The sequence below is a fragment of the Undibacterium sp. GW821-FHT07F11 genome, from assembly GCF_059418665.1.
The window spans coordinates 476,337-502,058 of sequence record NZ_JBWKQH010000001.1 but is presented as its reverse complement, the minus strand read 5'-3'; the positions used below and the strand labels follow the sequence as shown (position 1 = coordinate 502,058).

At 51.6% G+C, this 25,722-nt stretch carries 23 protein-coding genes; 13 read left to right on the top strand and 10 right to left on the bottom strand.

The features are described 5' to 3' along the window. Positions 1-123: 123 nt before the first annotated feature. From AC07OI_RS02155 to AC07OI_RS02135, 5 genes are all read left to right on the top strand, one after another. Positions 124-2,586, top strand: coding sequence for a S9 family peptidase (locus tag AC07OI_RS02155; protein WP_495256140.1), 2,463 nt, complete (start codon positions 124-126; stop codon positions 2,584-2,586). A 117-nt stretch (positions 2,587-2,703) separates the two neighbouring features. Beyond that, positions 2,704-3,123 (top strand): ANTAR domain-containing response regulator, encoded by a 420-nt coding sequence (locus AC07OI_RS02150; protein ID WP_495256139.1) that lies wholly within the window; start codon positions 2,704-2,706, stop codon positions 3,121-3,123. A gap of 108 nt (positions 3,124-3,231) precedes the next feature. Beyond that, a complete protein-coding gene (locus tag AC07OI_RS02145) occupies positions 3,232-4,572 on the top strand; it encodes a sensor histidine kinase (RefSeq protein ID WP_492704011.1) in 1,341 nt (446 codons plus the stop codon). Between the two features lie 21 nt (positions 4,573-4,593). After that, positions 4,594-5,349, top strand: a complete 756-nt coding sequence (locus AC07OI_RS02140; protein ID WP_162044253.1) for a LytR/AlgR family response regulator transcription factor — start codon at positions 4,594-4,596, stop codon at positions 5,347-5,349. 228 nt (positions 5,350-5,577) lie between these two features. Next, on the top strand, positions 5,578-6,390 hold the full coding sequence (locus tag AC07OI_RS02135; protein ID WP_492704010.1) for a TatD family hydrolase: 813 nt from the start codon (positions 5,578-5,580) through the stop codon (positions 6,388-6,390). 8 nt (positions 6,391-6,398) lie between these two features. Here AC07OI_RS02135 and AC07OI_RS02130 read toward each other — a convergent pair whose 3' ends face one another. After that, positions 6,399-6,980: a CcdC protein domain-containing protein gene (locus AC07OI_RS02130; RefSeq protein WP_492704008.1), complete on the bottom strand. Its 582-nt coding sequence runs from the start codon at positions 6,978-6,980 to the stop codon at positions 6,399-6,401. 201 nt (positions 6,981-7,181) lie between these two features. Between AC07OI_RS02130 and AC07OI_RS02125 the strand changes: the two genes are divergently transcribed. Then, entirely contained in the window at positions 7,182-7,736 is a 555-nt protein-coding gene (locus tag AC07OI_RS02125; protein ID WP_495256138.1) for a hypothetical protein, read from the top strand. Between the two features lie 81 nt (positions 7,737-7,817). Here AC07OI_RS02125 and AC07OI_RS02120 read toward each other — a convergent pair whose 3' ends face one another. After that, positions 7,818-9,545: a rhamnogalacturonan lyase B N-terminal domain-containing protein gene (locus tag AC07OI_RS02120; protein ID WP_495256137.1), complete on the bottom strand. Its 1,728-nt coding sequence runs from the start codon at positions 9,543-9,545 to the stop codon at positions 7,818-7,820. A 711-nt stretch (positions 9,546-10,256) separates the two neighbouring features. On the opposite strand from AC07OI_RS02120, the gene AC07OI_RS02115 reads away from it, so the two are divergent. Then, complete coding sequence (locus AC07OI_RS02115) at positions 10,257-10,640, top strand: hypothetical protein (RefSeq protein ID WP_495256136.1); 384 nt, start codon at positions 10,257-10,259, stop codon at positions 10,638-10,640. A 143-nt stretch (positions 10,641-10,783) separates the two neighbouring features. Further along, entirely contained in the window at positions 10,784-11,656 is an 873-nt protein-coding gene (locus AC07OI_RS02110; RefSeq protein WP_492704002.1) for a DMT family transporter, read from the top strand. A gap of 52 nt (positions 11,657-11,708) precedes the next feature. On the opposite strand, the gene AC07OI_RS02105 is transcribed toward AC07OI_RS02110, so the two are convergent. Both AC07OI_RS02105 and AC07OI_RS02100 read right to left on the bottom strand, forming a co-directional pair. Continuing rightward, positions 11,709-13,673: a CocE/NonD family hydrolase gene (locus tag AC07OI_RS02105; RefSeq protein ID WP_492704000.1), complete on the bottom strand. Its 1,965-nt coding sequence runs from the start codon at positions 13,671-13,673 to the stop codon at positions 11,709-11,711. A 149-nt stretch (positions 13,674-13,822) separates the two neighbouring features. Continuing rightward, complete coding sequence (locus AC07OI_RS02100; RefSeq protein WP_492703999.1) at positions 13,823-14,485, bottom strand: GGDEF domain-containing protein; 663 nt, start codon at positions 14,483-14,485, stop codon at positions 13,823-13,825. Between the two features lie 92 nt (positions 14,486-14,577). On the opposite strand from AC07OI_RS02100, the gene AC07OI_RS02095 reads away from it, so the two are divergent. Genes AC07OI_RS02095 through AC07OI_RS02080 form a run of 4 tightly spaced genes read left to right on the top strand, consistent with a single transcriptional unit; the run spans position 14,578 to position 18,786 of the window. After that, positions 14,578-15,471, top strand: coding sequence for a 1-aminocyclopropane-1-carboxylate deaminase/D-cysteine desulfhydrase (locus AC07OI_RS02095; RefSeq protein WP_495256135.1), 894 nt, complete (start codon positions 14,578-14,580; stop codon positions 15,469-15,471). Between the two features lie 39 nt (positions 15,472-15,510). Then, positions 15,511-16,299 carry a substrate-binding periplasmic protein gene (locus AC07OI_RS02090; protein ID WP_495256134.1) on the top strand — a complete coding sequence of 263 codons (789 nt, stop codon included), beginning with the start codon at positions 15,511-15,513 and terminating at the stop codon, positions 16,297-16,299. Between the two features lie 53 nt (positions 16,300-16,352). Beyond that, on the top strand, positions 16,353-18,122 hold the full coding sequence (locus tag AC07OI_RS02085) for an ABC transporter substrate-binding protein (protein ID WP_495256133.1): 1,770 nt from the start codon (positions 16,353-16,355) through the stop codon (positions 18,120-18,122). A gap of 31 nt (positions 18,123-18,153) precedes the next feature. Continuing rightward, the gene (locus AC07OI_RS02080) at positions 18,154-18,786 is read left to right on the top strand and encodes a Yip1 family protein (RefSeq protein ID WP_492703993.1); all 633 of its coding nucleotides are present in this window, start codon (positions 18,154-18,156) and stop codon (positions 18,784-18,786) included. On the opposite strand, the gene AC07OI_RS02075 is transcribed toward AC07OI_RS02080, so the two are convergent. The 6 genes from AC07OI_RS02075 to AC07OI_RS02050 all read right to left on the bottom strand — a co-directional run bounded on the left by AC07OI_RS02075 (position 18,783) and on the right by AC07OI_RS02050 (position 24,388). Beyond that, positions 18,783-19,088: an NIPSNAP family protein gene (locus tag AC07OI_RS02075; RefSeq protein WP_495256132.1), complete on the bottom strand. Its 306-nt coding sequence runs from the start codon at positions 19,086-19,088 to the stop codon at positions 18,783-18,785. The genes AC07OI_RS02080 and AC07OI_RS02075 overlap by 4 nt on opposite strands. Positions 19,089-19,143: 55 nt before the next feature. Then, on the bottom strand, positions 19,144-19,911 hold the full coding sequence (locus tag AC07OI_RS02070) for an SDR family oxidoreductase (RefSeq protein WP_492703990.1): 768 nt from the start codon (positions 19,909-19,911) through the stop codon (positions 19,144-19,146). 700 nt (positions 19,912-20,611) lie between these two features. Continuing rightward, a complete protein-coding gene (locus AC07OI_RS02065) occupies positions 20,612-21,703 on the bottom strand; it encodes a TIGR00266 family protein (protein ID WP_492703989.1) in 1,092 nt (363 codons plus the stop codon). 12 nt (positions 21,704-21,715) lie between these two features. After that, positions 21,716-22,396: a TIGR00266 family protein gene (locus tag AC07OI_RS02060; RefSeq protein WP_492703987.1), complete on the bottom strand. Its 681-nt coding sequence runs from the start codon at positions 22,394-22,396 to the stop codon at positions 21,716-21,718. Between the two features lie 9 nt (positions 22,397-22,405). Next, entirely contained in the window at positions 22,406-23,065 is a 660-nt protein-coding gene (locus tag AC07OI_RS02055; protein ID WP_492703986.1) for a TIGR00266 family protein, read from the bottom strand. A 93-nt stretch (positions 23,066-23,158) separates the two neighbouring features. Beyond that, on the bottom strand, positions 23,159-24,388 hold the full coding sequence (locus tag AC07OI_RS02050) for a M48 family metallopeptidase (RefSeq protein ID WP_495256131.1): 1,230 nt from the start codon (positions 24,386-24,388) through the stop codon (positions 23,159-23,161). A 253-nt stretch (positions 24,389-24,641) separates the two neighbouring features. Between AC07OI_RS02050 and AC07OI_RS02045 the strand changes: the two genes are divergently transcribed. Beyond that, positions 24,642-25,520, top strand: a complete 879-nt coding sequence (locus AC07OI_RS02045) for a LysR family transcriptional regulator (protein ID WP_495256130.1) — start codon at positions 24,642-24,644, stop codon at positions 25,518-25,520. Positions 25,521-25,722 lie beyond the last annotated feature (202 nt).

Here is a 25,722-nt window from a genome sequence, read left to right as displayed (position 1 = left end):
ATATGGGGCGGTAGTTCTTTATAGGGCGTAAAAAATTATCAAATTAGCCCTGAAATTATTGTCAAACTGCGGTTTAGCTCGTGCTTAAGCTCGTTGTTAAGTTGTAATCAGGATGCTCTGTTAATGATAAGTATTAAACCCTTGTTCGCCGCCGCTACATTCGCTCTGTTAGCGTTGGCCAGTAGCCAGATCCAGGCTGGCAATGTACCGGAATCCGGCTACCAGCTACCACCGGCAGAACTGCAAGCCGTGGTCGATGCCCCCCGAGGCCCGCTGTTTCGCCTGGGACCGCAACGCAAGACAGCATTGTTGCTGACACTGCCTGGTTTGCCCAGTATTGCCGATGTCTCCCAGCCAGAATTGCGCCTGGCGGGTTTGCGCATCAATCCACGCACGCGCGCCACCAGCCATTTTGACTTTGGCAATGGCATGAGTTTGCTGGATATTGCCACCGGCAAGGCGCGTGAAGTCAAGGGTTTGCCAGCCAAGCTCAAGATCGCCGAAACCGCCTGGTCACCCGATGAACAATGGTTGGCCTTCAGCCTGTGGGTAGAAGGTGGCGTCGAATTGTGGTTGCTGGATATCAAAAAAGGTACTGCCCGCCGCCTGATGGCCGACAAGCTCAATGCCGTGACCGGCCCCGGTTTTTCCTGGATAGAAGGTTCAGAAAAAATACTGGTCAGGCTGACTCCCCAGCATCAAAAGGAATTACCCCCCCAGCCTGCAGTACCGGCAGGGCCGAATATGCAAGAGACCAAGGGTGGCAAAACCCTGCAAAACCGCATCTATCCAGACATGCTAAGGACAGCGCGGGATAGCGATACCCTGGACTGGTATTTGCAGACCCAACTGGGCATCGTCAACCTGAATGGCGAGGTGCGCCGTATCACCCGCCCCATGACCCTGATCAAATCCCAGGCTTCACCTGATGGCAAATTGATTTTGACCACGCAATTGCGCCGCCCGTATTCCACCATGTTGCCGGCAGACCGCTTTGCTCAGTTGATAGAACTCTGGGATATCCAGGGCAAGAAGGTGAAGACGGTTGCTGAGCGCCCACTGCGTGAACGCATCCCCACCGGCAATGATGCCGTACAAGCCGGCCCGCGTGATTTTGGCTGGCGCACGGATAAACCTGCCACCCTGTACTGGCTGGAAGCACAGGCAGGCGGCGACCCTGAGGTGAATAGCAAAATCCATGATGCCCTGTTCCAGCAGGCTGCCCCTTTCGATACCCCGGCGCAAAAAATCATGGACCTGGGCTGGCGTTTTGGAAATGTACAATGGGGCAATGATTATCTGGCTGTCGTGACCGAGAACTGGGTAAAGACCCGCGACACGCGTACATGGCGCATACAGCCGGGCGTACCGGACAGCAAGCCCGAACTCATGTTTGTCCGCAAGTCAGAAGACCAGTACAGCAATCCCGGCAACCCGGTCATGACACAAAACGCCCAGGGCCGCCTGGTCTTGCGCATCAGCCCGGATGGCAAGGCCATCTTCTTTACCGGCAATGGCGCCAGTGCTGAGGGTGACCGGCCTTTCCTCGATAAATTCGATCTGACCAACAAGCAGATCACCCGCCTGTGGCGCTCGCAAGCCCCGTACTATGAAGAAATACAGGCACTGCTGAATGACAAGGGTAGCAGCTTCATTACCAGCCGCGAATCGGTCGAAGAAAGGCCCAATTTCTATCTGCATGATTTGCAGGCAAATGTTGTACCGCGCGCATTGACGCAATTCCCGCATCCCATGCCGCAGTTCAAGGGCATCAAGAAACAGCAAATCCGTTATGAGCGTGAAGATGGCGTAGACCTGACGGCAACGCTGTATCTGCCACCCGGCTATGACCCCAAGCGCGATGGCCCACGCCCCATGCTGATGTGGGCTTACCCGCGTGAATTCAAATCGGCAGAAGCTGCCGGGCAGGTCATAGGTTCGCAATACAAGTTCAACCGCATTTCCTATAACGGCCCCTTGCCCATGCTGGCCCGTGGCTATGTCGTGCTGGACGGCCCTACCATGCCCATCATCGGTGAAGGCAAGAAAGAACCAAACGATACCTATCTTGAGCAACTGAAGATGGATGCAGAAGCAGCCGTCGATGAAGTGGTGCGCCTAGGCGTGGCAGACCGCAACCGCATCGCCATCGGTGGGCATAGTTATGGTGCCTTCATGACCGCCAACCTGCTGGCGCATACCCGCTTTTTTCGTGCCGGGATTGCCCGTTCTGGTGCCTATAACCGTAGCCTGACGCCTTTCGGTTTCCAGTCCGAAGACAGAAATTACTGGAAAGCCAACAAGGTCTATCAGGAAATGTCCCCCTTCAATTTTGCCCACCAGTTCAAGGACCCCATCCTGTTTATTCATGGCGAGCAAGACAATAATTCCGGCACCTTCCCCATGCAAAGCGAACGCATGTACCAGGCCATACAGGGCCTGGGTGGGGCTACCAGGCTGTCCATGCTGCCAAATGAAAGCCACAGTTACCGTGCCCGCGAATCCATCCTGCACATGCTGTGGGAGCAAGACCGCTGGCTGGAGATGTATGTAAAAAATGCCAAACCGGACGGTAACCGGGATTAGGACATACGCAAGTAATGGCGATGGAAAGGCGGCAGATACGACATATCTGCCGCCTTTTTCACATGAACTTAAAGTTTTGCATTAATATGCAAATTGAATCTTTTTCTACATTTAGCCATGCTAAAAGCCGTCATTCTGGATGCGAATGCTGTTGCCCGTAATTTGCTGACTTCTGTTCTGGTGAATGGGGGTCATGAAGTAGTGGGAGATGCCAATCTGACGCCCGCCAGCCTGGCCCGTGTGATCAAACTCAAGCCACAGATTGTTTGCGTGGACATAGGCGAAACCGATGAAGAAGGTCTGGCTTTGCTCGACAAGATCAAGGCTGAATTGCCTAAGGCATTGCTTTTCCTGGTGTCATCAAAAATTGATGCGACCATACTGCAGACGGCCCAGCAACGCGGGGTACAGGGTTTTATCGTGAAGCCCTTCAATTCCGTGGCGGTACTGACCTCCATACGCAATACCATCATACGTATTGCCAAACAGCAAAGAGCCAGCGCGGCGGAAGATGGCAGCGAAGCCGGGATGGAATAATTCGTCGCTGCAAAATCGCATTTCATCGACCGCCAGCCAGTTTTATCGCATTCTTCCCACATCATTGTCGCATTCCTTAGACTAGCTGCAACTTCATAAGGAATTGTCATGTCAGCCATTAATCCTATGCGCACAGCTTTACATACTTCAGAACAATTACTGCCGTCCGAAGTAACGGCGAGAAGTGAAACCTGGCTGACCCGCGCCCGTAACTACCCCGTGTTTTCGCGTACCTGGTTCCGTTACCGGGCGCAGGCATGGATAGGTTTGTTCATCATCGTTGACTTGCTGGTGATAGCGACAGGTCTGGTGGCAGATACAGATCTGCGCAAGCTGGCGGTGGCCTTCGTCCCTCTGACCATAGGTGGCACGGCCTTGCACCTGATCGGACCTGCAATGGCGGTATGGGTCCGAAACCAGGCTTATGCGAGCAAGAAAGAAGCCATATCGCTGACACTGGCCCTGCTGGTTGGTGCAGGCATCAGCTATGGCATTATTTCTGGGACTAACTATGCCACCAAGTACCTGGCTTACGGTGGTGAAAATATGGAATTTGCGGTTCAGGGTAGTATTACTGCCTCGGGCTTACCGCCATCGAAAACAGACAAGCCAGCCACCGGAGTGACGGTTCGCCCGGCCGAGGAGAGTGATAAGGACAAAAACGTCAGCAAGATTGAGCAATCACCGGCCTTGAAAATGCTGGTGCAAGGTTTTTCCTTCATGCTGGTGTTTGGTCTCGTCACCTATACGGCGGGTGCGGTTGATCTCTGGTATTTCTTCCGTCAGAAAAAACGCCTGCTGGAAGTCATGCGTCAGCGTGAACTCAGCCTGGCACAGGAGGCGCGCCGTGAAGCTGAATTGCGACTGTCAGTATTGGCTGCCCAGGTGGAACCGCATTTTCTTTTCAATACCCTGGCAGGTGTACGCTCAGCCATTTTGACCGAGCCTGAACGCGCTACCGCCATCGTCGATCACCTGGTTGATTACCTGCGTGCCACTATACCGCAAATGCGTAACGACGGCAGTTCTGCCCAGGCCAGACTCAAACAGCAACTGGAAGCTGCCAGTGCTTATCTGGGTCTCATGCAGGCACGCATACCGCGCCTCAGTTATAGCGTGGACAGTGAAGTGACAGACGCCGCACTGCCACCACTGATGCTGATTTCTTTGGTTGAGAATGCCGTCAAACATGGCGTAGAACCCAAGATAGGTGCCGTGCATATCGCTGTTTTTGCAAAGAAGGTCGAACGCTATGGCGTAGACATGCTGGAACTGACCGTCGCCGACAATGGTGTCGGTTTTGCAGGTAGCAGTTCCGGCACTGGTATAGGTCTGGCGAATATACATGAAAGACTGGAATCCACGTATGGCCCGCGTGCCAGCCTGGTATTAAAAGCCAGAGTTGAAGGCGGTGTTGCAGCGACCATACTTCTTCCCCTGGAAGCATAATAAATAAAAAGAGATAATCCCATGACCACAGCCATCATTGCCGATGACGAAGATTTGCCCCGCAAGGAATTGCGCCGCATGCTCAACAAAGTCTGGCCAGAACTTGAAATACTGGCCGAATGTGAACATGGTGCTGAAGCGCTGGAAGCAATACATCAGGAAGAGCCTGACATCGCTTTTTTAGACATACGCATGCCGGGCATGACCGGCCTCGACGTGGCGCATGCCGTAAAGGGACGTTGCCACGCCGTTTTCACCACTGCTTACGACAGCCACGCACTCGATGCCTTTGCCGCCGGTGCCGTTGATTATCTGCTCAAACCTGTTTCTGAAATCAGGCTGCAAGAGGCCGTCACCCGATTGAAAGAGCGCATCGCCAGCAAACAACCCGTGGCAGATGTCAGCCAGCTCATGTCTGAACTCGACAAGCGCTTGAAGAACACGACCGCAGAACGGATACGCTGGATCAGTGCCAGCGTTGGCGACACCATCAAGATGTTCCCGGTAGAAAAAATCCTGTTCTTTAGTTCCGATGAAAAATACACGCGGGTAGTTTGCGCTGATGATGAGGCGCATGTACGCAAACCACTTAAAGAAATCATGGATGGTCTTGACCCTGACATCTTCTGGCAAGTGCATCGCGGCACGGTTGTGCGCGCTGATGCGATTACGCGTGCGCACAGGGATGAGCTGGGCAAGTACACGGTGGAGCTTAGAGGCTTGCAAGAAAAGCTCAAGGTCAGTCAGGCGTATGCATGGCGCTTCAAGCCAATGTAACTAGCTTGGATCAACAACACACCTTGATGAAAACGCTTGATATTTTTCATCATCCCGAATTAAGATGGCGCTGGCGTTGAAATCAGCGCCATTAATTTAAACAATAAGATTTAGATCTATCCAGACTATTCCCTCGCAGTTTCTGCTTCAGAATACCCTCAGTTTTATCTGTATTATTTACTGAGCGGCTAGTAATCCAAATAATAAAAACAACAGGAAATTTATACCATGCTACAAAAACCTGTACTGATAGATATCGGTGCGAACCTGACCAACCATCGTTTTCACAATGACCTTGATGCCGTGATTTCACGCGCAAAACAGGCGGGTGTCGAACATATCATCGTCACCGGGACATCCGAACGTGCCAGCCATGATGCCCATGTGTTGACGCAAATTTATCCCGGCTATTTAAACAGCACTGCGGGCGTGCATCCGCATGAAGCAAAAAACTGGAATGCGCAGTGTGCAAAAGCGATAGAAAAACTTGCGACCAGTGACACTGTGGTGGCGGTTGGTGAATGCGGCCTCGACTATAACCGCATGTTTTCAAGCGAAGTACAACAACGCGCCTGTTTTGAAGCGCAACTGCAATTGGCAGTGCGTTTGCAAAAGCCTGTATTCCTGCATGAGCGCGATGCGCATGAAGAATTTTTTGCCTTGCTGAGGCAATACCGTCCACAACTCAAAGGTGCAGTGGTGCACTGCTTTACTGGTAATACTGAAGAACTGCGCGCCTATCTCGACCTTGACTGCCATATCGGCATTACCGGCTGGATATGTGATGAAAGGCGTGGTGATGATTTACGCAAGGCCATCAAATACCTGCCCAAAGACAAACTGATGATAGAGACTGACGCACCGTTTTTGTTGCCGCGGAACTTGCCGGTACGCCCGCAAGATAATCGCAACGAACCCATGCATCTGCCGGTAGTGCTGGAAGCAGTTGCTGCCATTTTACGTATATCGCCAGTAGCGCTTGCGCAGCAGATACGAAACAATACTGAACAGTTTTTTGGTTTGACCAAAGCCGTATCATGAGCCCTTGCTCACACTTTCTGCTCTGTACCTTCAACAACGTCTGTTGCAATTGATGACGTAACTGATGATGCAATTGCCACTGGTTTTTGCAAACTGCGTGACCAACGCAACAAGCCAACTGCATAACTGATGTAGTAAGCAGCCAACATGCCAAACAGGAACAGAGTGAGCGGGCTGCTGGCAAAATCACCAGGTGGTGCAGTAAAGGATTGTGTCGTGAAATACAGCGTACCCATGCGCCAGGCTATCCGGCCTATCATCAGCAGTGACAGTGCAATCCCGAGATGGGCATTCGGTGTATAGAATTTTCCGGCCGGGCTGTTATCAAACCTGGTCAGACGCAGACCATAAAAACCGAGACCGGTACCGACTGTCAATCCAGCCAGCATGAACAGTATATTGCCTTCATGATTCAGTGCGCCAAATGCCACCAGCGCAATCAATACAGGGAAAATGCATACCGTGAGAATGGCACGCACACCTGAGTATTTTTGCCTGCCCACCATGCGCCGGATACGCGAGACTATGCGCCAGACTACGAACGCACCGATGGCGGCACCGAATAGCATTGATGTTGGACTTGTACTCATGATGGACTTTCAATTTCGCATGCAGATGAAGCGTAAAAGTCTACCATGTACAAAAATTCGCCTGTACCAGAATGTATCAGACCAGCTTGTATCAACGCTGGCGTTAGGGAGTGCAAAGCAAACTTGCGAATTTTTTTGCAATCGCTGCCTAATCCCTGTATCGTTTGCGTCCGCTGTGTTTCTCGTATTTGTAAATCTATCATGAAGATAAAAACTATCCCTGTGCTGTTATTGACAGCACTTTTCTTGACCGCCTGCGCGAATTACACCCCTCGTTTGAAACCAGATGAAAAATTGACGGAAGCAGATAGTTTTTTATATGGCAGTTTTTTAATTACAACAGAAAAAATATTAGTTTCGGCAGATGGGCATGTCAGCATGGGATTGAACCTCAAGTGTCAGGATGGCAGCAAATATTTGTTGCGTTTTTACCGGGAAAGTCCTGTGCATATCATCAAAATAAAACCATCAATTTGTGATATTGATGAGATCGTGTACACGGATGCCGATGGCAATGTCAGGGAAGTGGGCAGTTTCCGTAATCCTATACGCAATCTGGCATTCAAGCCAGGCAAGGCGTATTATCTCGGTGATTTTTCTGCCACTGCGCGTACAGATATCGGCAGGAAGAGCAGTAACATGCAATGGACTATGTCAAATCCTGTAGACAGGTTTTCGTATACGACAGAATTGATACACCAGTTGTACCCGAATACGACAGGCATACCCAATGTAAACATGGGCCTGGCAAAATAGAATTTCAGCGACACTGGTCTTTTATCTCTATCCATAAACTGATGTTCAGGCCAGCAAAAACTGCTGGCCTGAAGAACGTTCTTATTGCAAGAGATCTACCGCATCATACGAATAACCCGGACTCAGATAAGTCGTACCGCTGGAGCCGCTGATAGCCGTCAGGGTCAGCGTATTTTCACCGATAACAAAAGCACTGGCCGGAATAGCAAATGTGTACATGGTGTTATTGCCCCGATAGCTGCCAACGGTCAGGGTGCGGCTGGATGGCTGGGTTGATGCTGTCGGATTGGCAGAAACCCAGGCATTCATTTGCGCTTTTGGACGCCCGCCAGCATAGGCAGTGGTGATACCTACCCGCAGTGTGTGGTCGGCAATCTGGCTGGCAGTCAGATTGAACTTGATGGTGTAGCTGCCATTCACCGCTTTCCACTGATAGGCCGGGAAGTTGGCAGCGGCAGTTGAGCTGCCTATCACAAAATTACCAGGCACCCATGAGCTCATGCGGACATCGGATGGATGCATGGTAGTGACCTTGTCGCCATTCAACAGTTCAGCGGGCGTACCATCCCAGTCACCGATGCGCCACAATGCTGCACTACTGCTGGGGTCACCTGTGATGGTGATGGCACCCGTGTTAAAGGTGCTGCCAGCATTCACGGTGACTGTGCGAGTATCGACGGCCAGCTCGTTTTTGTAAATCTTCATGGTGTAGGTGCCGGGTATCATATTCGGGCTGGAGAATGAGCCATTGCCGGCATTTGCCGTGGCCCAGTATTGTGCCGTCGCATTCGAGAAACCCACGGTGTAGCCATAGCTGGTGTTGCGGCCATTGATGGCTGTGCCTGCCACTGCACCACGTGCTGATGAGGGTATATATCCGCTCATGCCCATGTTGGCGAACCATGAAGTATCGAGCGTACCGGGTGCCGCACCATTGGTAAATACCAGGGTATAGGTATTCAGTATGCCAGGGCGGTAGGCTTCCGTCTGGCTTTCACCATAGTTGACGATGTAAGTGATTTCCTGATTGGTGGATGTAATCTGGTTCAACAGGCTGCGGAAGAAGGGCCCGCCAGAACCACCTTCATTATTATCCCTGACCATCCACAGGCCCACGCTGCTGCTGGTACCGCCTATATAAGACCAGTCCTTGAGCCGCATGTTTGAATAATGCTTGGAGCGTGTCTCGCCATTCGCCATGCCAAAGATGTCGCCAGATTCTATGGCACCGGTATTGTTGCGCAAGTCTGAAGGTCCCGGACCAAACGGCAGTACGCCTACGGGTACGCGCACGATATAACGCACCAGATTCAGCGTGTCGGGTTCGCTAGTGAAGTAAGTGCCCATGTAAATGTGTGGGTTGCCTCGCTTGGCCAGGTAGTAATGGGTCAGGTTGCCTGCCTGTACGGTGACACGTATATAGTCGGTATTGATGACATCGGCATTTACAGTCACTGCAGATATGCCGGTGTACAGAAAATCAAAGCCACTATTCACCTGTGAACCACGCGACTGGTCCTGGTATTGCACGCCGTTGTAAATCAAAGAAGCAATGTCACCGGCAGACTGGGTACTGACGCCATTATCCAGACGGCGTATCTTGAAAACCAGACCTGCACCGGTATCGACGATAAAGAAATTGCTGTCGGAAGTCAGGCCGAACGTGTCGGCTGGTGGTGCTTGTACCGGTGGAACTGCAGCGGTCAGCGCGTTACCGCTTTGCGAGCCACCACCGCAAGCTGCCAGCAAGATCAGCATGCTTAACAATATACCGCTTGCCCAATAGCTACGTAATTTTCTTGTTTTCAATTTTGTCTCCTGTTATTGATAGGATGTGATTCAGACTTTCTATATTTTTGCCTTGAGCAGATGTCGTGCTTTTCTTTTTCAAATGTATGAATATACAAATGTAGTAAAGCATGCGGCATGCTCATGTTTTATGCAGGATGTGGCGAAAAAATATTTGTCAGTTCTTTACTCTGATACTGTCGCGGGCGTGGAATGGTCGGACGCTTTTGAGGCAGCAGCCATCAGCAGGACACTGATAGGTATCCTGCATGGTTTGCTGTTCTGCAGACAGTCATCGTGATCGCATCTGCGCAGCTTCCGCGATCAAAAAACACAAGGAATAGTGTGATGTTTGAGTTGATGAAAAGAGTGTTTGTTTGCGACGAGTCAGGTAAAGAAAATCCTGCTGCGCAAATCTCGTGTAGTGCTTGCAGTATTATTTTCTGTATTCATCGTGTCAATTCAATTGGACAACAATAGCCTCGTTTCCATCAATAAATCATTTTTTTGAGCGATCCGGGCTTATGCTGAGTCACTGCTGCAATGCATCAGTATCCGCTTCCTTTTTTTGTCGGTCGATCTTGCGATATCCGCAGGCTGCGAGCAGCTTTGCCCTATGTTTGTTAAGCTGCTGTACTGAACTTGCTGGAGCGTGTTGGTTTTTTTGTGTCCGTGCTGGATGATGGTTTTTCAGGTTGCCCGGTAACACCTAATGTGGATTGAAGAGGGAAAATGAAACACATCTTGCTATTTGCAGTGAGCTACCTGCTGCTGAACGTGTCAGGTGCGCAGGAATTATCAACGGCAAGATATGCCGGCTCAGTGGACGGCGCGGCGCAGGCATGTACTGAAGCCTTCCCTCAAAAGGCTGCGATCTACAATGATGCACTGTATCGTTCGGTAAAATGCCATCTCAGTGAACCTGAGTTTCAACAGTGGCGCAATAAGTTGCGTAATCAGCCGCCGCACCGGGAGCAATACCTGAAAGGGTATGCCGAAGGAAAAAATAGTTTGAGCGACCATCCCGCTAACCGGAAGCGCGAGTGTGCCAGCCTTGAATCACTGGCTTGTGATCCTGGCAGTGACCCTCGCCGTGATCCAGATTTCAAGAAGTAAAAAAATTTCTGAATCGGTTCTGCACCATTATTTGAGATGGCTTGCTATTCGCTTTTCACTGTTCATTCCCCTCATGTCCGAAAGCTGCCAGCAGCTTTTCCTGTAGTTTGTTAAGCTGCTATCCTGATTCTGATGGAGTGTGTATGCGCAGTGCTGACCTGTTACGTCTTATTTCCCTGGCTGCCATCTGGGGTGCGTCTTTCCTGTTCATGCGGGTGCTGGCACCTGTGGTCGGGGTATTATGGAGTGCCGAAGTCCGGGTGGGGCTGGCTGGTATGGCCTTGCTGGCCATGATGCTTGTCACTGGCAGGTCGATGAACTTCCGTGAAAACTGGAAGTCTTTTTTAATTCTGGGTACGATTAATTCAGCCTTGCCGTTTGCCCTGTATTCATATGCGGCGCTCAGCATACCGGCTGGTTACTCCGCCATCGTGAATGCCACCAGTCCTCTATGGGGTGCGGTGATGGGCGCGGCATTCCTGGACGAACGGCTGACACTGCGCAAGATGGCTGGCATGGCAATCGGTGTGCTTGGTGTCGCCTTCCTGGTGCGCCTGGGGCCAGTAGAATTCAATAGCAAACTGGTGCTGGCGGTGCTGGCCTGCGTGGGCGCGACTTTGTGCTATGCCATCGTTGGTATCTATACCAAGAAAAAACTGACGGGCCTGACGTCCATGCAAATGGCAACAGGTTCGCAAGTAGGTGCGGCATTTGTGCTATTGCCCTTCCTGCCTCTGGCACCCGTGCAGGGCGAGATTACGTTGACCATAGCGATGGTGGGTGTTGCACTGGCCTTGTTATGTAGTGCGGTTGCCTATTTGATCTATTTTCGCCTGATGGCTGACCTGGGACCAACCAAGGCGCTGACGGTGACTTTCCTGATTCCGCTGTTTGCCCTGCTGTGGGGTTACTTGTTCCTGAATGAACACATCACCATGAATACCGTCATAGGTTGTGCTGGAGTGGTGCTGGCGACCTGGCTGGTCGTGTTCCAGCCAACACCAAAACCAGCGTAAAGATTATTGATTAAAAAATGCCGCTTACCTGATTTGGGTAAGCGGCATTTTTTCATTCGTCCAGGGCTGGCAGGACCTTGACATGCAGGGCGCTGGGTTGCTGGCTGCCAAAATAAACCTTGTGGGTGGCCTTGATGAAATCACTATCCTTGGCTTCATAGATATTCGGCACAAAGGATTGTGGATTGCGGTCTATGAAGGGGAACCAGCTGGACTGCACCTGCACCATAATGCGGTGGCCGCGCTGGAAAGTGTGGAAGACATCATTGATGGCAAACTTCACCTTGGTCATCTGGTTCGGTACCATGGGTTTGGCCGTCTCGAAACCATCGCGGAAACGGGCGCGGAAAGGTTCACCGCGTACCAGGGTTTGCTGGTTGCCGCGATTTGTTTGCGCATCAATTTCCAGGTTGGCTGGGTTGACATCAATGAGCTTGACGACAAAGTCAGCATCGCTGCCGGTGACGCTGACAAACAGATCGGCACTCAGCGGGCCAGCCAGTGTCACATCTTTTTCCAGTACCTCACTTTGCCAGCTCAGTACATCCGGGCGGCTGGTGGCGAAGCGCTGGTCAGCTGCTATATATTGTTTACTCCAGCGCGTTTCTATCTCGGTAGTGTAAGGAACTGGCTTGGCCGGGTCGCTGATGTATTCTGCAAACTGCGCATCCTGATTGGTGGGGGCACTAAAACTGAGCTTGCCATTAGCCTGGAAGTACAGAGCCTTGTCCTTGCTTTCCTTTGGTGGCCAGCTGTCAAAACCACGCCAGCGATTGGCACCGGTTTCAAACATCCATGCTTCTGCCAGCGTAGGTTTATCGCCGGTTTTCAGATAGTGCTTGAAGAAAGCCAGTTCTACGGGCTGGTAGGTCTGTACAGTCTTGTAGCCAAAATTCGCATCACCCACTTTGTCACCGTCTGTACGGAACCAGCCGCCATGTGTCCATGGGCCTATGACCAGGGTGTTTTGTATACCGGGGTTTTGTTTTTCTATGGCCTTGTAGGTATTGAGCGGGCCGTACAAATCTTCTGTGTCATACCAGCCACCCACGGTCAGCACAGCTGCCTTGATGTTTTTCAAGTGAGGGAGGATATTGCGGCTTTGCCAGAAGTTGTCGTAATTTGGATGTGCCGTGATCTCGTTCCAGAAGGGGATGCCGTTCTTGAAATAACGAGTATTTGCATTCGCCACCGAACCCAGGTCCAGGAAGAACTGGTAACCATCGGGTGTGCCAAAATTAAAAGTCTTCCAGCCTGTACTTGCTACCGGTTGCGGGCGTGGCTGACCAAAACTGTGGAAAAAACCAAAGGCCATCTGCAAGTTGAAAGCGCCATTCCTGTGCATGTCGTCACCACGGAACCAGTCCGCAATAGGTGCCTGTGGTGAGATGGCTTTCAGTGCCGGGTGGCTGTCGATGGCACCAGCGGAGGTATAAAAGCCGGGGTAAGAATTGCCCCATTGGCCAACCTTGCCATTATTGTGTGGCAGATGCTTGACCAGCCACTCTATGCTGTCATAGGTATCACTGCTTTCATCGATGTCGGTTTTGGATTTTTTCTGGTCCAGATGCGGGCGCATGTTGATGAATTCACCCTCTGACATATAGGTGCCACGCACATCCTGATAGACAAAGATGAAGCCATCTTTTTCATACTCGGCAGTTGGCCCCAGCATGGTTTTGTATTGGTCACTTCCATACGGTGCGACGGAGTAGGGCGTGCGGCTCATCAGGATGGGGTAGCGCTTGCTGGCACTCGCATCATTCGGCATATACACGGCAGTGAACAGGAGTTTGCCATCGCGCATGGGAATGCGGTATTCAAACTTGGCATAGTTTTTACGGATGTACTCGGCGCGCAATCTGGCGGCTTCGGTTTTGTCATCCGTGGCGACGCTATTGCCTGTGTTGACGATATTGCTGCTCAAGGCCAGCGTTGGTGTGGCAATGCTGGTCAATATTGCGCCCAGCATGATGGATAGCGCAGGCAATGCCTGTCGCAACTGCGGTGTTCTCATGAGGTTCCCTGAATATTTTTGTTTGGATTAGGGCCAGCCAGGTATCAAATAGAGCACCCTCAGAGGACACACTCAGTTTGATACCTTTTGGATGCTTAATTGAAACTTAACCGGCACTACTTGGTCTGCAAAGACGCCAACAAGTTCCCTTAATCTTCTGCATTCGGGTCGTAGTCTGGCAAAGGAGGCTCAATTTCCACGATGTGGTCTGCACCCTGGCTGCGGGCAGTCTGCAAGGCGCTGTTGACTCTTTTCAGCATATTGTCAGCACTGTCTTTGTGGGCATTGGTGGTCAGGCCGGTGGCAAAAGTCACTTTCAGTCCAGGCGAGATGGCTTCCCAATCTATTTCGGCGATGCGTAACTTCAGGCGGGCAATGGCCTTGCGGCTGGCTTCCAGCCAGGTAGTGGGCATGACGATGGCAAATTCATTGGCGGCGACACGGCCAAATGAGTCCAGGGTACGCAACATGGTCAGTGCTTCTTTGGCGACTTGCTGCAAGACCTGGCGTGCAACGGCCTGGCCATGTTGTTCCAGTATTTGCTCCAGACCATCGACGGCAATGGCTGCCAGGGTAAAGGTATGGCCAGTACGGAAGGAGCGTGCCAGTTCGCCATCAAGCTTCGCCATCAGTGTGCGGCGGTTCAGGGCGCCGGTCAGGTGATCTGTCCTGGCCATGCTGTCGAGTTGGGTCAGCACGGTTTCCAGTGCTGGCAAGAGATTATCCTGATGACCTTCGTTCTTGATTTGCTTGATCAACTGATCAATCTGTTGTCTTGCTTCTAACAAAGGCTGATTAAATTCTGGGGGCATGTACTCTCCGGCTACGGGCTAGGTCTGGCCCAGGGTCTGGCACCAGGCGCTACAATGGTACTTTACCATTGTCACCTGCATTTCTGCCAAGCATGTTATTCACTGACCAGATTTCTCCTTGCCAACAAGTGATCAGCCAGCTTTTTCCTGGCATGGATTTGTGGATGAAACGCGACGATATGTTGCATCCCCAGGTGTCGGGCAACAAGTTCCGTAAATTGAAATACCCCTTGCAAGTCTTGCAGGGGCAGAGTACGCACGTGGTTTCCATGGGAGGCATCTGGTCTAATCACATCCATGCCCTGGCCCATGCGGCACATATACTGGGGCTGCCCACTACAGCCCTGATCAGAGGGGCGGCGGGCATGCACAGTGCCATGCTGGACGATGTCAGGGCTCTGGGTATGCGGGTGCAGCTTGTGAATCGTGAGGCTTATCGTGAATTGAGACTGGATAACTCTGCCTGGCGCAGTCATGTGGATGCACCAGATGACAGTACACTCTGGCTGCCCGAGGGCGGTAGCACGCCACTGGCTTTGCGGGGTGTGGCAGAGCTGGTGGCCGAGTTAGCCTTCATTCCTGATTATCTGGTGCTTGCTTGTGGTACGGGGGCGACGCTGGCTGGTTTGCTGGCCGGCTTGGAGGGGCGCTCCAAAGTCATCGCCATTGCGGCAATCAGCAAAGGTGAATACCTGCGCACAGAAGTCAGCCGTTTGCTGAGCCAGGCAGGCTATCCTGACTACCAGAACTATGAATTGTTGACCGATTATCATCATGGTGGTTATGGCAAGATATCGCCTGCCCTGACAGGCTTTTGCCATGAATTTCAACAAGAGACAGCGATTCCTCTTGAACCCGTATATACGGGCAAAATGATGTTTGCCTTGCGCCAGTTGTGGCATGATGGATATCTCGCACAAAATGCCAGGGTAGTGGCGGTGCATACTGGTGGTTTGCAGGGGGCACGTGGGTTTGCCCGCAGGTAGTCATGTGTTGTAGTCGTAATAATAGAGCTGGGTGCAAATATGAAAAGACAGCGCACATGTTTTGGCACCGCTTTGAGCGGGCTGGCAGGTCTGGTTTTGTGTTGGGCTTACCCTTCAGTGACACTGGCTGCGGAGCCGCAACTGCGGGTTGCAGTCTATGAAAACCTTGATTACCCCCTCAATATTTTTGACAAGAACCACCAGCTGATTGGTGGCTTGCAAAAAGATTTTACTGACCAGCTGGCAAAAAAACTCTCGGCACAAGCCAGCTATGCCCCTTATTCACGCAGACGCATAGAAAGCGTGGTGATACAGGGTGACGCCGATATCATGTGTTATTCCAGCCCGGCCTGGTTTGATTTACCCAAGGAAGTCAGTTGGACCGTGGCCACTTTCCCGCAGGTGGAGAGAGTAGTAGTCATGGCTGACAAAACCAGTATAGAGATGGTGCCTCAGCAACTCGAAGGCAAGAAAGTGATTCTGCAACTTGGTTACCACTATCCGCAAATCACAAGTCAGTTAAGCGAAGGCAAAATCAAGCGCGTTGATCTGACTGATGTGCCAGGCATGTTCCGTCTGCTTGCTCTTGGTGGTGGTGACGCCATGGTCAGTTCTGATGGTGAGATAGAGGGATATTTCAAAAACTTCCCGGAAAAACGCAGCCTCTACAAAGTGTCCAAAACCCCCTTCTCTGTCGTGCAGACTCAGTGCGCCCTGTCGCATAAATCGATGTGGAAGCTGGAACAAATCAATAGCGCGATACAGTTTTTGCAAGAAACCGGCGAGATGGACAGGATCATGCGCAAATATGGTTTATCCATGCGTTAAACGGCGCTGTTAACTGCTATCCTGCTGGCTTTATTCTTCTTCCTTTTTTTTAGATGAAATCTTCCCTGACTGCTGTGCTGACGGCATTGCTCTGCAGCCTGAGCCTGCCCGTGATGGCTGCAGCTGATCCGAACAAAGTCTTGCATCTGTCCTTTGAAGCTGCCGATGATGGCTTTGATGCCATGCGCACCAATAGCGCCTATTCCAACTGGGTGTCAGATGCGATTTTTGAAGGCCTGGTCACTTACGATTACCTGGCCCGTCCGGCCAAACTCGTGCCCAATACCATAGAAGCCATGCCTGTCATCAGTGATGACGGCAAGACTCTGACCTTCCGTCTCAGAAAGGGGATTTATTTTTCCCCCGACCCGGCATTCAAGGGGCAGCGCAGGGAATTGCAGTCCAGCGACTATGCCTATACCTTTAAGCGCCTGGTTGATCCAAACAACCGTTCAGTGCAGGCCAGCATATTGGAAGGCAAGATAGTCGGTCTGGATGAACTGATTGCCGCCGCCAAAAAAACCGGCAAGTTTGACTATGACAAGCCAATTGCCGGACTGGAAACACCAGACCCCTATACCCTGATCTTGCGCATGAAGGCGCAACATCCTGGCCTGATTTATTACCTCGCCAAACCCTTGGGTGGTGCGGTAGCGCGTGAAGTAGTTGTGCATTACGGCGAGGCTGTCAACCAGCATCCGGTAGGTACCGGTGCGTATATGCTCAAGCAATATGTACCACGCAGTAAAATCATCCTCGAAGCCAATCCTGAATACCGTGGTTTTGTCTGGGACTTCCAGGGCACTGGCACGGACTGGGACAAGCAGATCATCAAGGACATGAAGGGCAAACAGATGCCCCAGGTCGGGCGTGTCGAGATTGCCATCATAGAAGAAGAGCAGTCACGCTGGCTGGCCTTTGATTCTGGCCAGCTGGATTTTGAAATGTTGGTACCGGCAGCCTCAGTCAAGTTGCTGGACCAGGGCAAGCTCAAGCCAGAATTCGCAACCAAGGGTTTGAAACTCTACCGTACCATAGACCCAGGTGTTACCCGCACTTTTTTCAATTTCCAGGACCCGACGGTTGGCGGTTACAGCAAGGATAAAATTGCCCTGCGCCGGGCGATTGCCCTGTCTTTCAATCACCAGGAAGAAATTGACCAGGTCTGGTTCGGACAAGCCATCAAGGCCCAATCCATGGTGCCGCCGGATGTAGCTGGGCATGATGCCAGCTACCGGAACAGCAACGGCTACGACCCCAAACTGGCCAACAAACTGCTCGACAAGTTTGGCTACAAACGCGGTGAAGATGGTTTCCGCAGCATGCCTGATGGTTCACCATTGAAACTGCGCATCCATTCCGCTCCCAAGACCAAGGACTATGCCCGCATGGAAGTCTGGAAGCGTTCGCTCGACAAGATAGGCATACGGGCAGAATTCCCGGTTGCTGGTTTTGCTGATAACCTGAAATCAGCTTACCAGTGCAAGCTCATGATGTTTGGCATGGGTTATATCGCCGACATCCCGGATGGCATGGATTTCATGGAACTGTATTATGGCAAGAACGCTTACCGGGGCAATCATGGCTGCTATAAGTCTGAGGCGTTCGATGCAACCTATGACAAGGCGCGCCTTATGCCCAACGGACCAGAACGCCTGAAATTATTCAACACTATGGAAAGAATCCTTGAAGCCGACACCGTGCACAGCATGGAACTCTGGCGTGTGCGCAACTGGCTGATACAGCCCTGGGTCAAGGGCTATAAAACACATCCCATCTTGCGCGGTGACTGGCGCTTCCTGGATGTCGAAAAAACCAAGTAAGCATTTTTCCCGGACTTGATCAGGATAAAAAATGGATCTGGTACGCAGTGTGTACTATGTATTGACCGAACCCAGGCGTGAGTGGCAAAGAATTGCTCAAGACAGCCGCAGCAGTCAGCATGTATTCGTGCTGACTATCGTACCCCTCACGGCTTTCTTTCTTTTGCTGGGCCTGGTATCTGCTTTGCTGCTGAGGCATTTTGGTCCGGCAACAGAGATTGAAACCCTGTCACGCGATTACCTGCGCATGATATTGGTGAACTCTGTGCGTGCCTATGGCATGGGCCTGGTATTTATCTATATCATTGCCCGTGTCATGCAGGGCCTGAGCCGCAGGTTTGGCGGCTCGTATAGCCTGCCGCAGGCTTTGAAGCTGAGCATCTATAGCATAGTGCCATTGTTGATAGTCAGATCGCTGCACATACTGCCTTTCTTTCGCAATGAAAGAGTCAACGAAAATCTGATCGCGATGGTCGTGATCAATTTTCTTGCCAGTATCTACAGCATTTATCTGCTCTATCTGGGCTCACCTGTGTTGCTTGAAGTGCCACGAGAAAAACGCGGTATATTTACTGCGGTAAGCGCAGCGGTGTTAATGCTGCTTGCCTGGCTGCCCATCGTTCTTGTGGTTTTCATGGCTAGCGTCATGGGCGGCCCGAATTAACTCATCACCGGCCTGAAAAAACTTCTTTCATAGCTGATGATGCACTTGTGTTCTTCTGCATATTGGAATGCTGCCTGACATTCGGTATCATCCATCATCTGCAGGCGGTATTGTTCATACGCAGCCAGACTGGGAAAGCTGAACAATGCCAGCGCCACATTATTCGCGCCCTCAGAAGGCAGGAAATAACCGTGATGCTGGCCGCCAAACTTGTTCACCAGCGGTATCCAGAGTTTGCCGTAATGTTCAAACTCTTTCAGTTTGGCGGGATCGATGATGTAGCGCAGATAGCAGGTAACCATGATGTTGAACTGGAAGTTTAAGAGCAGCTATCTTACCTGTATCCGGGTTCTGGCATCAAACCTGGCTTAATCCACCATCTGCACACAACTCCACACCATTCACATAACTGGCGGCCCTGGATGCCAGGAACAAGACAGCAGCGGCGATTTCTTCTGGCTTGCCCATGCGGCCAGCCGGTGCTGCACCAGCCAGGTAGGCTGAAAAATTGGTGATATCTTCTTCTTTCATGCCCAGGCCATTTTCCATGATGGGGGTTCTGGTGACGCCGGGGCTGATGGTGTTGACGCGTATCTGCCTGTCCTTAAGATCATTCGACCAGCTGCGTGCAAACGAGCGTACAGCCGCCTTGGATGCATTGTAGAGGCTCAGATTTGGCATGCCCATGCTAGCGGCGATGGAGGCATTCAGCACAATGGCAGACGCCGGGTTCATCAATGGCAGCAGGCTTTGCACAGTGAAGAACAGGCCTTTGACATTTGTTCCAAAGATATTGTCGAATTCCACTGCCGTGGTGCTGCCAAACTGGTTGTGGTTGGCGATGCCGGCATTGGCGAACAGGACATCTATTTTGTCGCCTTGTTGAGCTATCTTGTCATGCAGTGCTTGCAGGTCGCTGATGCTAGCGACATTTGCTGTAAACGGGATTACTTTATTGCCGAGAATTTCTCGGGCTTGTTCTAATTTGGTTTTTGAACGGCCAGTGATGTAGATGCGTTTGGCACCGGCATTGATAAATGCCTTGGCGCTGGCAAGGCCTATGCCTGAGGAGCCGCCAGTGATGACGATGATCTGGTCCTGGAATTCATTTGTGATTGCTGACATTTCGGTTTTCCTGTGAGGAGGTTGGAAATGGCAGTATGATGGGTAGGGATTGGTGAAACAATCCCTGTTTTGTTCATGATATTGATGATTTAATTTCAGTAATTGGTAATTATATTTTTGCGCCAAGTACCATGTTCCGACATCTAACCTAGCTGATTAGACTTTGAACTTGGAATATTTTATTGACGTCATTCCACCGGACTGGCGCTCCAGCGTGCTCTTGGCTGGAATCCAGTGACGTTTTTAGCGTGCCGCGCAATGCGCTAAATTCAAATTCGCAGACTCACGAGTTAGATTTCAAGATACCCGCACACGTCATTCACGATTGCCGGTCGGGGGTAGCCCGACAGCTACATACCTTTCTTGCGTCGCCAAGAAAGGTATGCCAAAGAAGGCGACCCAGGCGTAGCCGCCCCTTCGGGGTTCCCGTTTATGCAGTACAAAAAATGGGAAGATCCGAAACTCGCTTCCCTTGCAGGGCGCACAATCGCTTGCAAGCGATTGTCGTTACGCAGGCGTGCAGCATGCTGCACGAAACCCCTGCTACACCTCAGACAGCGGCTCTTCTTAATCCATTTTCTGTACAGCACAAACGGCGGCTACACATGGGAACTGCAAAAGTCAAAAACAACTGCAAAAGCAACGTCAACACGACCAACTGTCAAATTTCTTCAATCTTGATGAATCAACTATTGACTGCTTAATCCTTCGTCGGACGATACTTCCCAGCCCAGCCCGCAAACGCGCCAACGCTACGTGTTTGTATCCACAATTTACCTTCACCCTTGAAGCGGCAGACAAAGCCTTCGCCGGAGAAGAACAGGGACTTGTAGCCGCCGACTTTGCTGATGCTGTATTCCAGGCCTTCGGTAAAGGCGACGATGTTGCCGGTGTCGACGACGTAGCCGTCCTTGACATCGATTTCTATGATCGCGCCGTAGCTGTTGAGCCACAGGTCACCTTCGCCAGTGGCGCGGATCAGGAACAGGCTTTCGCCGGAAAAGAAGCCTTTGGTGAAACCCTGCCATTTGGTTTCTATGTTGATGCCAGTGGTGCTGGCGACAAAGGCACCGCTTTGCAGGTACAGGGTTTCGCCACGCATGTAGCGGTGAATCAGGTCGCCGGGGGTGGCAGGGGCGATACCGATTTCACCTGGGCCGTTTTCTGCTGTGAATTCATTAAGGAAGAGGTTTTCACCTGACAGCATGCGTGATATGCCACCTTTCATCTTGGTCTTCATGACCAGGTTGGTGTCCATCGTGGCCATGGCACTGGCTTCCACTTTCAAGGTCTGGCCGCTTGGTAACTGGACCGTGACAAAGCCGAAGTCCGGGCTGCCATCGATCTTGAATTTCAGGCCGGCGAACTCGGTTGCTGCAGTTGGCTGTGCTGGAGTGATGGCGGTGCTGGTGGTAGCGGCTGTATTGGTCGTAAGCTCTTGTCTGGCTATCGCTGGCGGCACTGCTTCAACGGCGGCCTGGGTCACAACCGCAGTTGCGGGTACAGGCGCTGTCGTTGTCACTTCCGGGGCGACAATTTCGTTTTTTACAGCAACGTCAGCATCACTTTGCAAGAGTACCTTCAGGCCATTTTTTTCTATGGTCAGCCGGTATTTTTCTGCAGTCTCGCTATCGAGTCCACGCTTGATGACTCTCGGTGCGGTTTCCAGTAATTGCCTGGCTTGTTCCGTGGAGAGCTTGAACAGTTTTTCGACTGTACTGCAAGCTTGTTCAAAACTGATGCCTTCAGCCAGTTCGCCGGTGAGGACGATATCTATCATCGTGTTATTCATTTCTTATTGTCCTTATCCGCGGGCTTTGAGTTCAGGGCCGAGCAGGCTGCCAAAGCTGCTTTCATTATGCGACTGGCACCAGACTGTGCCACGGCCAGAAAATTTACAGACCATGCCTTCGCCACCGAGTATGGATTGCAGCCAGCTCTTGCCTGCCTTGGTGATGGAGAATTGCAGGGTTTCGCTGAAGGCGACAATGTGACCGGTATCGACGATGTGATCACCATCCACTTCTATGGGATAGATGGCACCAAATGAAGACAAGACTGCAGTACCCTTGCCCTTCAACTTGAGCCAGAAAATGCTTTCGCCAGACAGGATGGATTTGAAACCCTGCCAGCCCAGGTCAACTTCTATGCCTTCATCGCAAGCCAGGAAAGAACCACCCTGGACGATGAGGTTATCGTTGTCCAGCGGCAGTACCAGCATATCGCCTGCCAGGTCAGTACCCAGCCAGACTTCGCCCGGTGTATTCTGTGGTTCAAAGTGATTCAGGAACAGGGATTCACCACCTATCAGGCGTTTGGCTGCTTTCAATAAAGAGCCGCCCTGTTTTTTATGGGTGGTCGTGGTGATTTGCATGTTGCTGCTCATGGCCAGCATGGCACCAGATTCGGCAGTACAGACTTCACCTGGACGCAGGCTGACTTTGGCAGCGGTATTGCCAGGCTGATTGACTAATTCTACGTGCATGATGCGTCCTTACAATTTTGGATTGAGCCAGCCAGCCAGGCTGGAAATGCTGCGTGTCTGGATGACGATCTTGCCCTGGCCGCTGACACGCGTCACCAGGCCTTCGCCACCAAAGAAGCTGGAAAACAGGCCACCCGCCAGTTGCAAATTCAGGCGCAGCGATGGGTCGTAGGCCACCAGATGGCTGGTATCGACGATGTATTCACCATTCACTTCTTTTTCCAGCAGTGCACCATAGGCACCAAACCAGACCTTGCCGTGACCGCTTACCTTGATACGGAACAGGCCTTCGCGCGCTATCCAGGACGCAAAACCGGCAAAACCCAGGCCTATCTTGACGCTTTCTTCGCACGCGAGAAAAGCACCAGGCTGCATGTAATACACTTCATCATTGAGTTCCTTGCACAGGATTTCACCAGGCGTGGGCTGCACGATGGTCATGCTGCGTGGCGCAGAAGTAGCATTGTTAAAGCGGCTGATGAACAAGGATTCACCACCCAGGTATTTGCGCAGCAAACCCTTGATCAGGCCGCCATTGAAATGGGCTGTCAGGTCGAGACTGGCATCCATGCTGGACATGGCATCCGGTTCTGTCATGATGCTTTCACCGGGTGCGAGTTCTACCTCGACGTAGGAGAAGGCATGGCCTCCTTTGATATTTGCTTTCACTACTAACTCCTCTTTGTGTGGAATTTCTCAAAATCGCCCTGACTGCGTTGCAGTTCATGGCTGAGGCAATTTTGTGAAATTCTTATTTAATTTTCAGGACTGCGTTGCTGGTGGTTTTTCTTGTGATGCTGGTGCAGGTACTTTGGGTTCAGTTACGGGAGACTTGGCGACAAATTTTTTGACAGCTTCCTGCAAATCCTTGAAGGCCGCTTCCTGATTGATATACGTCCCCGGTCCCTCAGGTTTACCGATCAGCTCACGTAAATGCGCCATGCGTTTTTCGCTGGTGGGGTGGGTGCTGAGCAAGCCCATGGCTTGCTTGTAGGCTTCGCGTGCCTGCTTGTTGTCGATTTTTTCCAGCGCGGCTTTTTCTTCCGCAATCATGCGCTCAAAGAAGACTGGCAAGCCTGCCGGATTGATTTTGGCGCGCTTTAACAGCAGCACGCCTTTTTCATCTGCATCGGTTTCAAAACGACGTGAATACTGCTGACTCAACAGCATAGGTGCCGCATTGGTGAAGACTGCCAGCAAGCCGCTGACGTCGCCAAACACGGCACTGGCGACCAGATAAATACCGGCATTGCCGATGACATTGCGTGTGCCATGACGTTCTTCAACATGGCTGATTTCATGCGCCAGTACGCCCAGCAATTCTTCTGCACTACCCGCCTTGAGGATCAGGCCTGAATGGATGGCGACATAACCACCCGGCAGGGCGTAGGCATTGGTGCTGCTGTCATTGACGATGGAGATAGAGTAACGGTACGGCGAATTGGGCAGGGCTTGCAGCAGAGGAGCGGTCAGTGGCTTGAGCACGACATCAGCTTCGGCCTTGGCCATGCGCCTGTTTTTCAGGTCATCCTGGGCGGCGACGCTGGCACCGAGTTTTTCTTCCCATTCCACTGGTACTTGTTTGGCGGCATAGGCGGACATGGTATCCATTTGCCACATCAGCCCCACTGGCACAGCCAGTAGCAACAGGCTAAAGCCTATCAGCACACCCCAGCCATAAGCGCGCTTGCGGCCCAGTGCAGATATCTGGCGTGAGCATTCAGGATGGGCCAGCAAGACAGGATTTTTCAATATGCTCAAGTCACTGGTGTACAGCACCAGATCTGGTTTGTGTGCATGCTTGATGAAGACCAGTTTATTGGCCGCCCCACCGAGGGTCAGTTCCATTTGCGCAAATGGCAGGGTACCCAGCAAAGATGCCACCTGATAACTGACCCCCAATTGCGACAGGCTCAGTTCGCCCACATCGCGGCCACCTGGCAGGGATGCATGGAAGGCGTGGCAAGGATATTTACTGGAAGCAAGATCCATGTAGGTCCTGATTTGATTTAAAAAAAGTATTGGTCGGGCTGACCAATTTCAGTCAGGGCGTCAGAATTATAAATCAGGGATCAGTATTTTTTGCTTAAGTTTTTAAACCTGACAAAACTTGGTATTGACGCAGCAAAGTCAGGCTGTTAGTACGACGCAATAAGGGGCTCTATCCACGTCTATCCAAGTTTATATAAGCTTTATGTTTCCCCCGCGTCGATATAATGCACTCCATTAACTGGAGTTTCCTGCTATGTCACCAGACTTGAATGATTTATTGGCTTTCGCCCGTGTTGCAGAATGTCGCAGCTTTCGCCAGGCGGCGCAGGAATTGCAGCTCACCGCCTCAGCGCTGAGTCACACGGTGACGAAGATGGAGAAAAAACTGGGTATGCGCTTGTTGCACCGCACGACCCGTAGCGTCAGCATGACGCCAGCTGGGGAACGCTTGTTACATAGCCTGCGACCGGCGCTGCAAGAAATCCAGGGGGCGCTGGAAGGTTTGAATGAACTACGCGATAAACCGGTAGGACGCCTGCGCCTGAATGTGCCGCGCCCGGCGGCGCAACTGACGCTAGCCCCGTTGATGGCAGCCTGGCACGCAGCTTATCCCGAGGTGGAGCTGGAAGTTGTCAGCAGTGATGCACTCATCGATATCGTTGAACAGGGTTTTGATGCGGGCCTGCGTTTTGGTGAAAGCTTGCAGCAAGACATGGTTGCTATCCCGGTAGGGCAGGAAGTCCGCTTCGTTGTCTGCGCTTCACCGGACTATTTGCAAAAGCATGGGATTCCTGCAACGCCCCATGATTTATTGCAGCATCAATGCATACAATTTCGTTTCCCTAGCGGACAAAGATATCGCTGGGAATTCCAGCGCGGGCAAGAAAAGATGGAAGTTGCTACCACCGGTGCGCTGGTGGTGGATGATTTCTACGTAGCGACGCGGGCTGCCTGCGATGGTGCAGGGGTTTGCTATACCTACCGCGGCTATGCAGATGAACTGGTGCAGCAGGGGCAATTGCAATATGTGCTGGAAGACTGGTGGCCAGCGCCTGAGCGCACTTATTTATACTATCCCAGCCGCCGCCATCAGTCAGCGGCTTTGCGGGCTTTCATTGATTTTATGAAGTAAGCTGCAAAAATTCCCTTCCCTGAATGTTGTCGCTATCACCTTAAAAACAGATTGTATGATGCTAAAAATATAATTTATATCTGATGTATTTAAGCTAAGCCAACTCTGCCTCAGGGCAGGAAAATTCCCTGAGATTGACGTAGAAGAGTAAACTGTAGGGATAACCATCTTGTCGCATCCTGCGATACGAGCGAACGAGCGA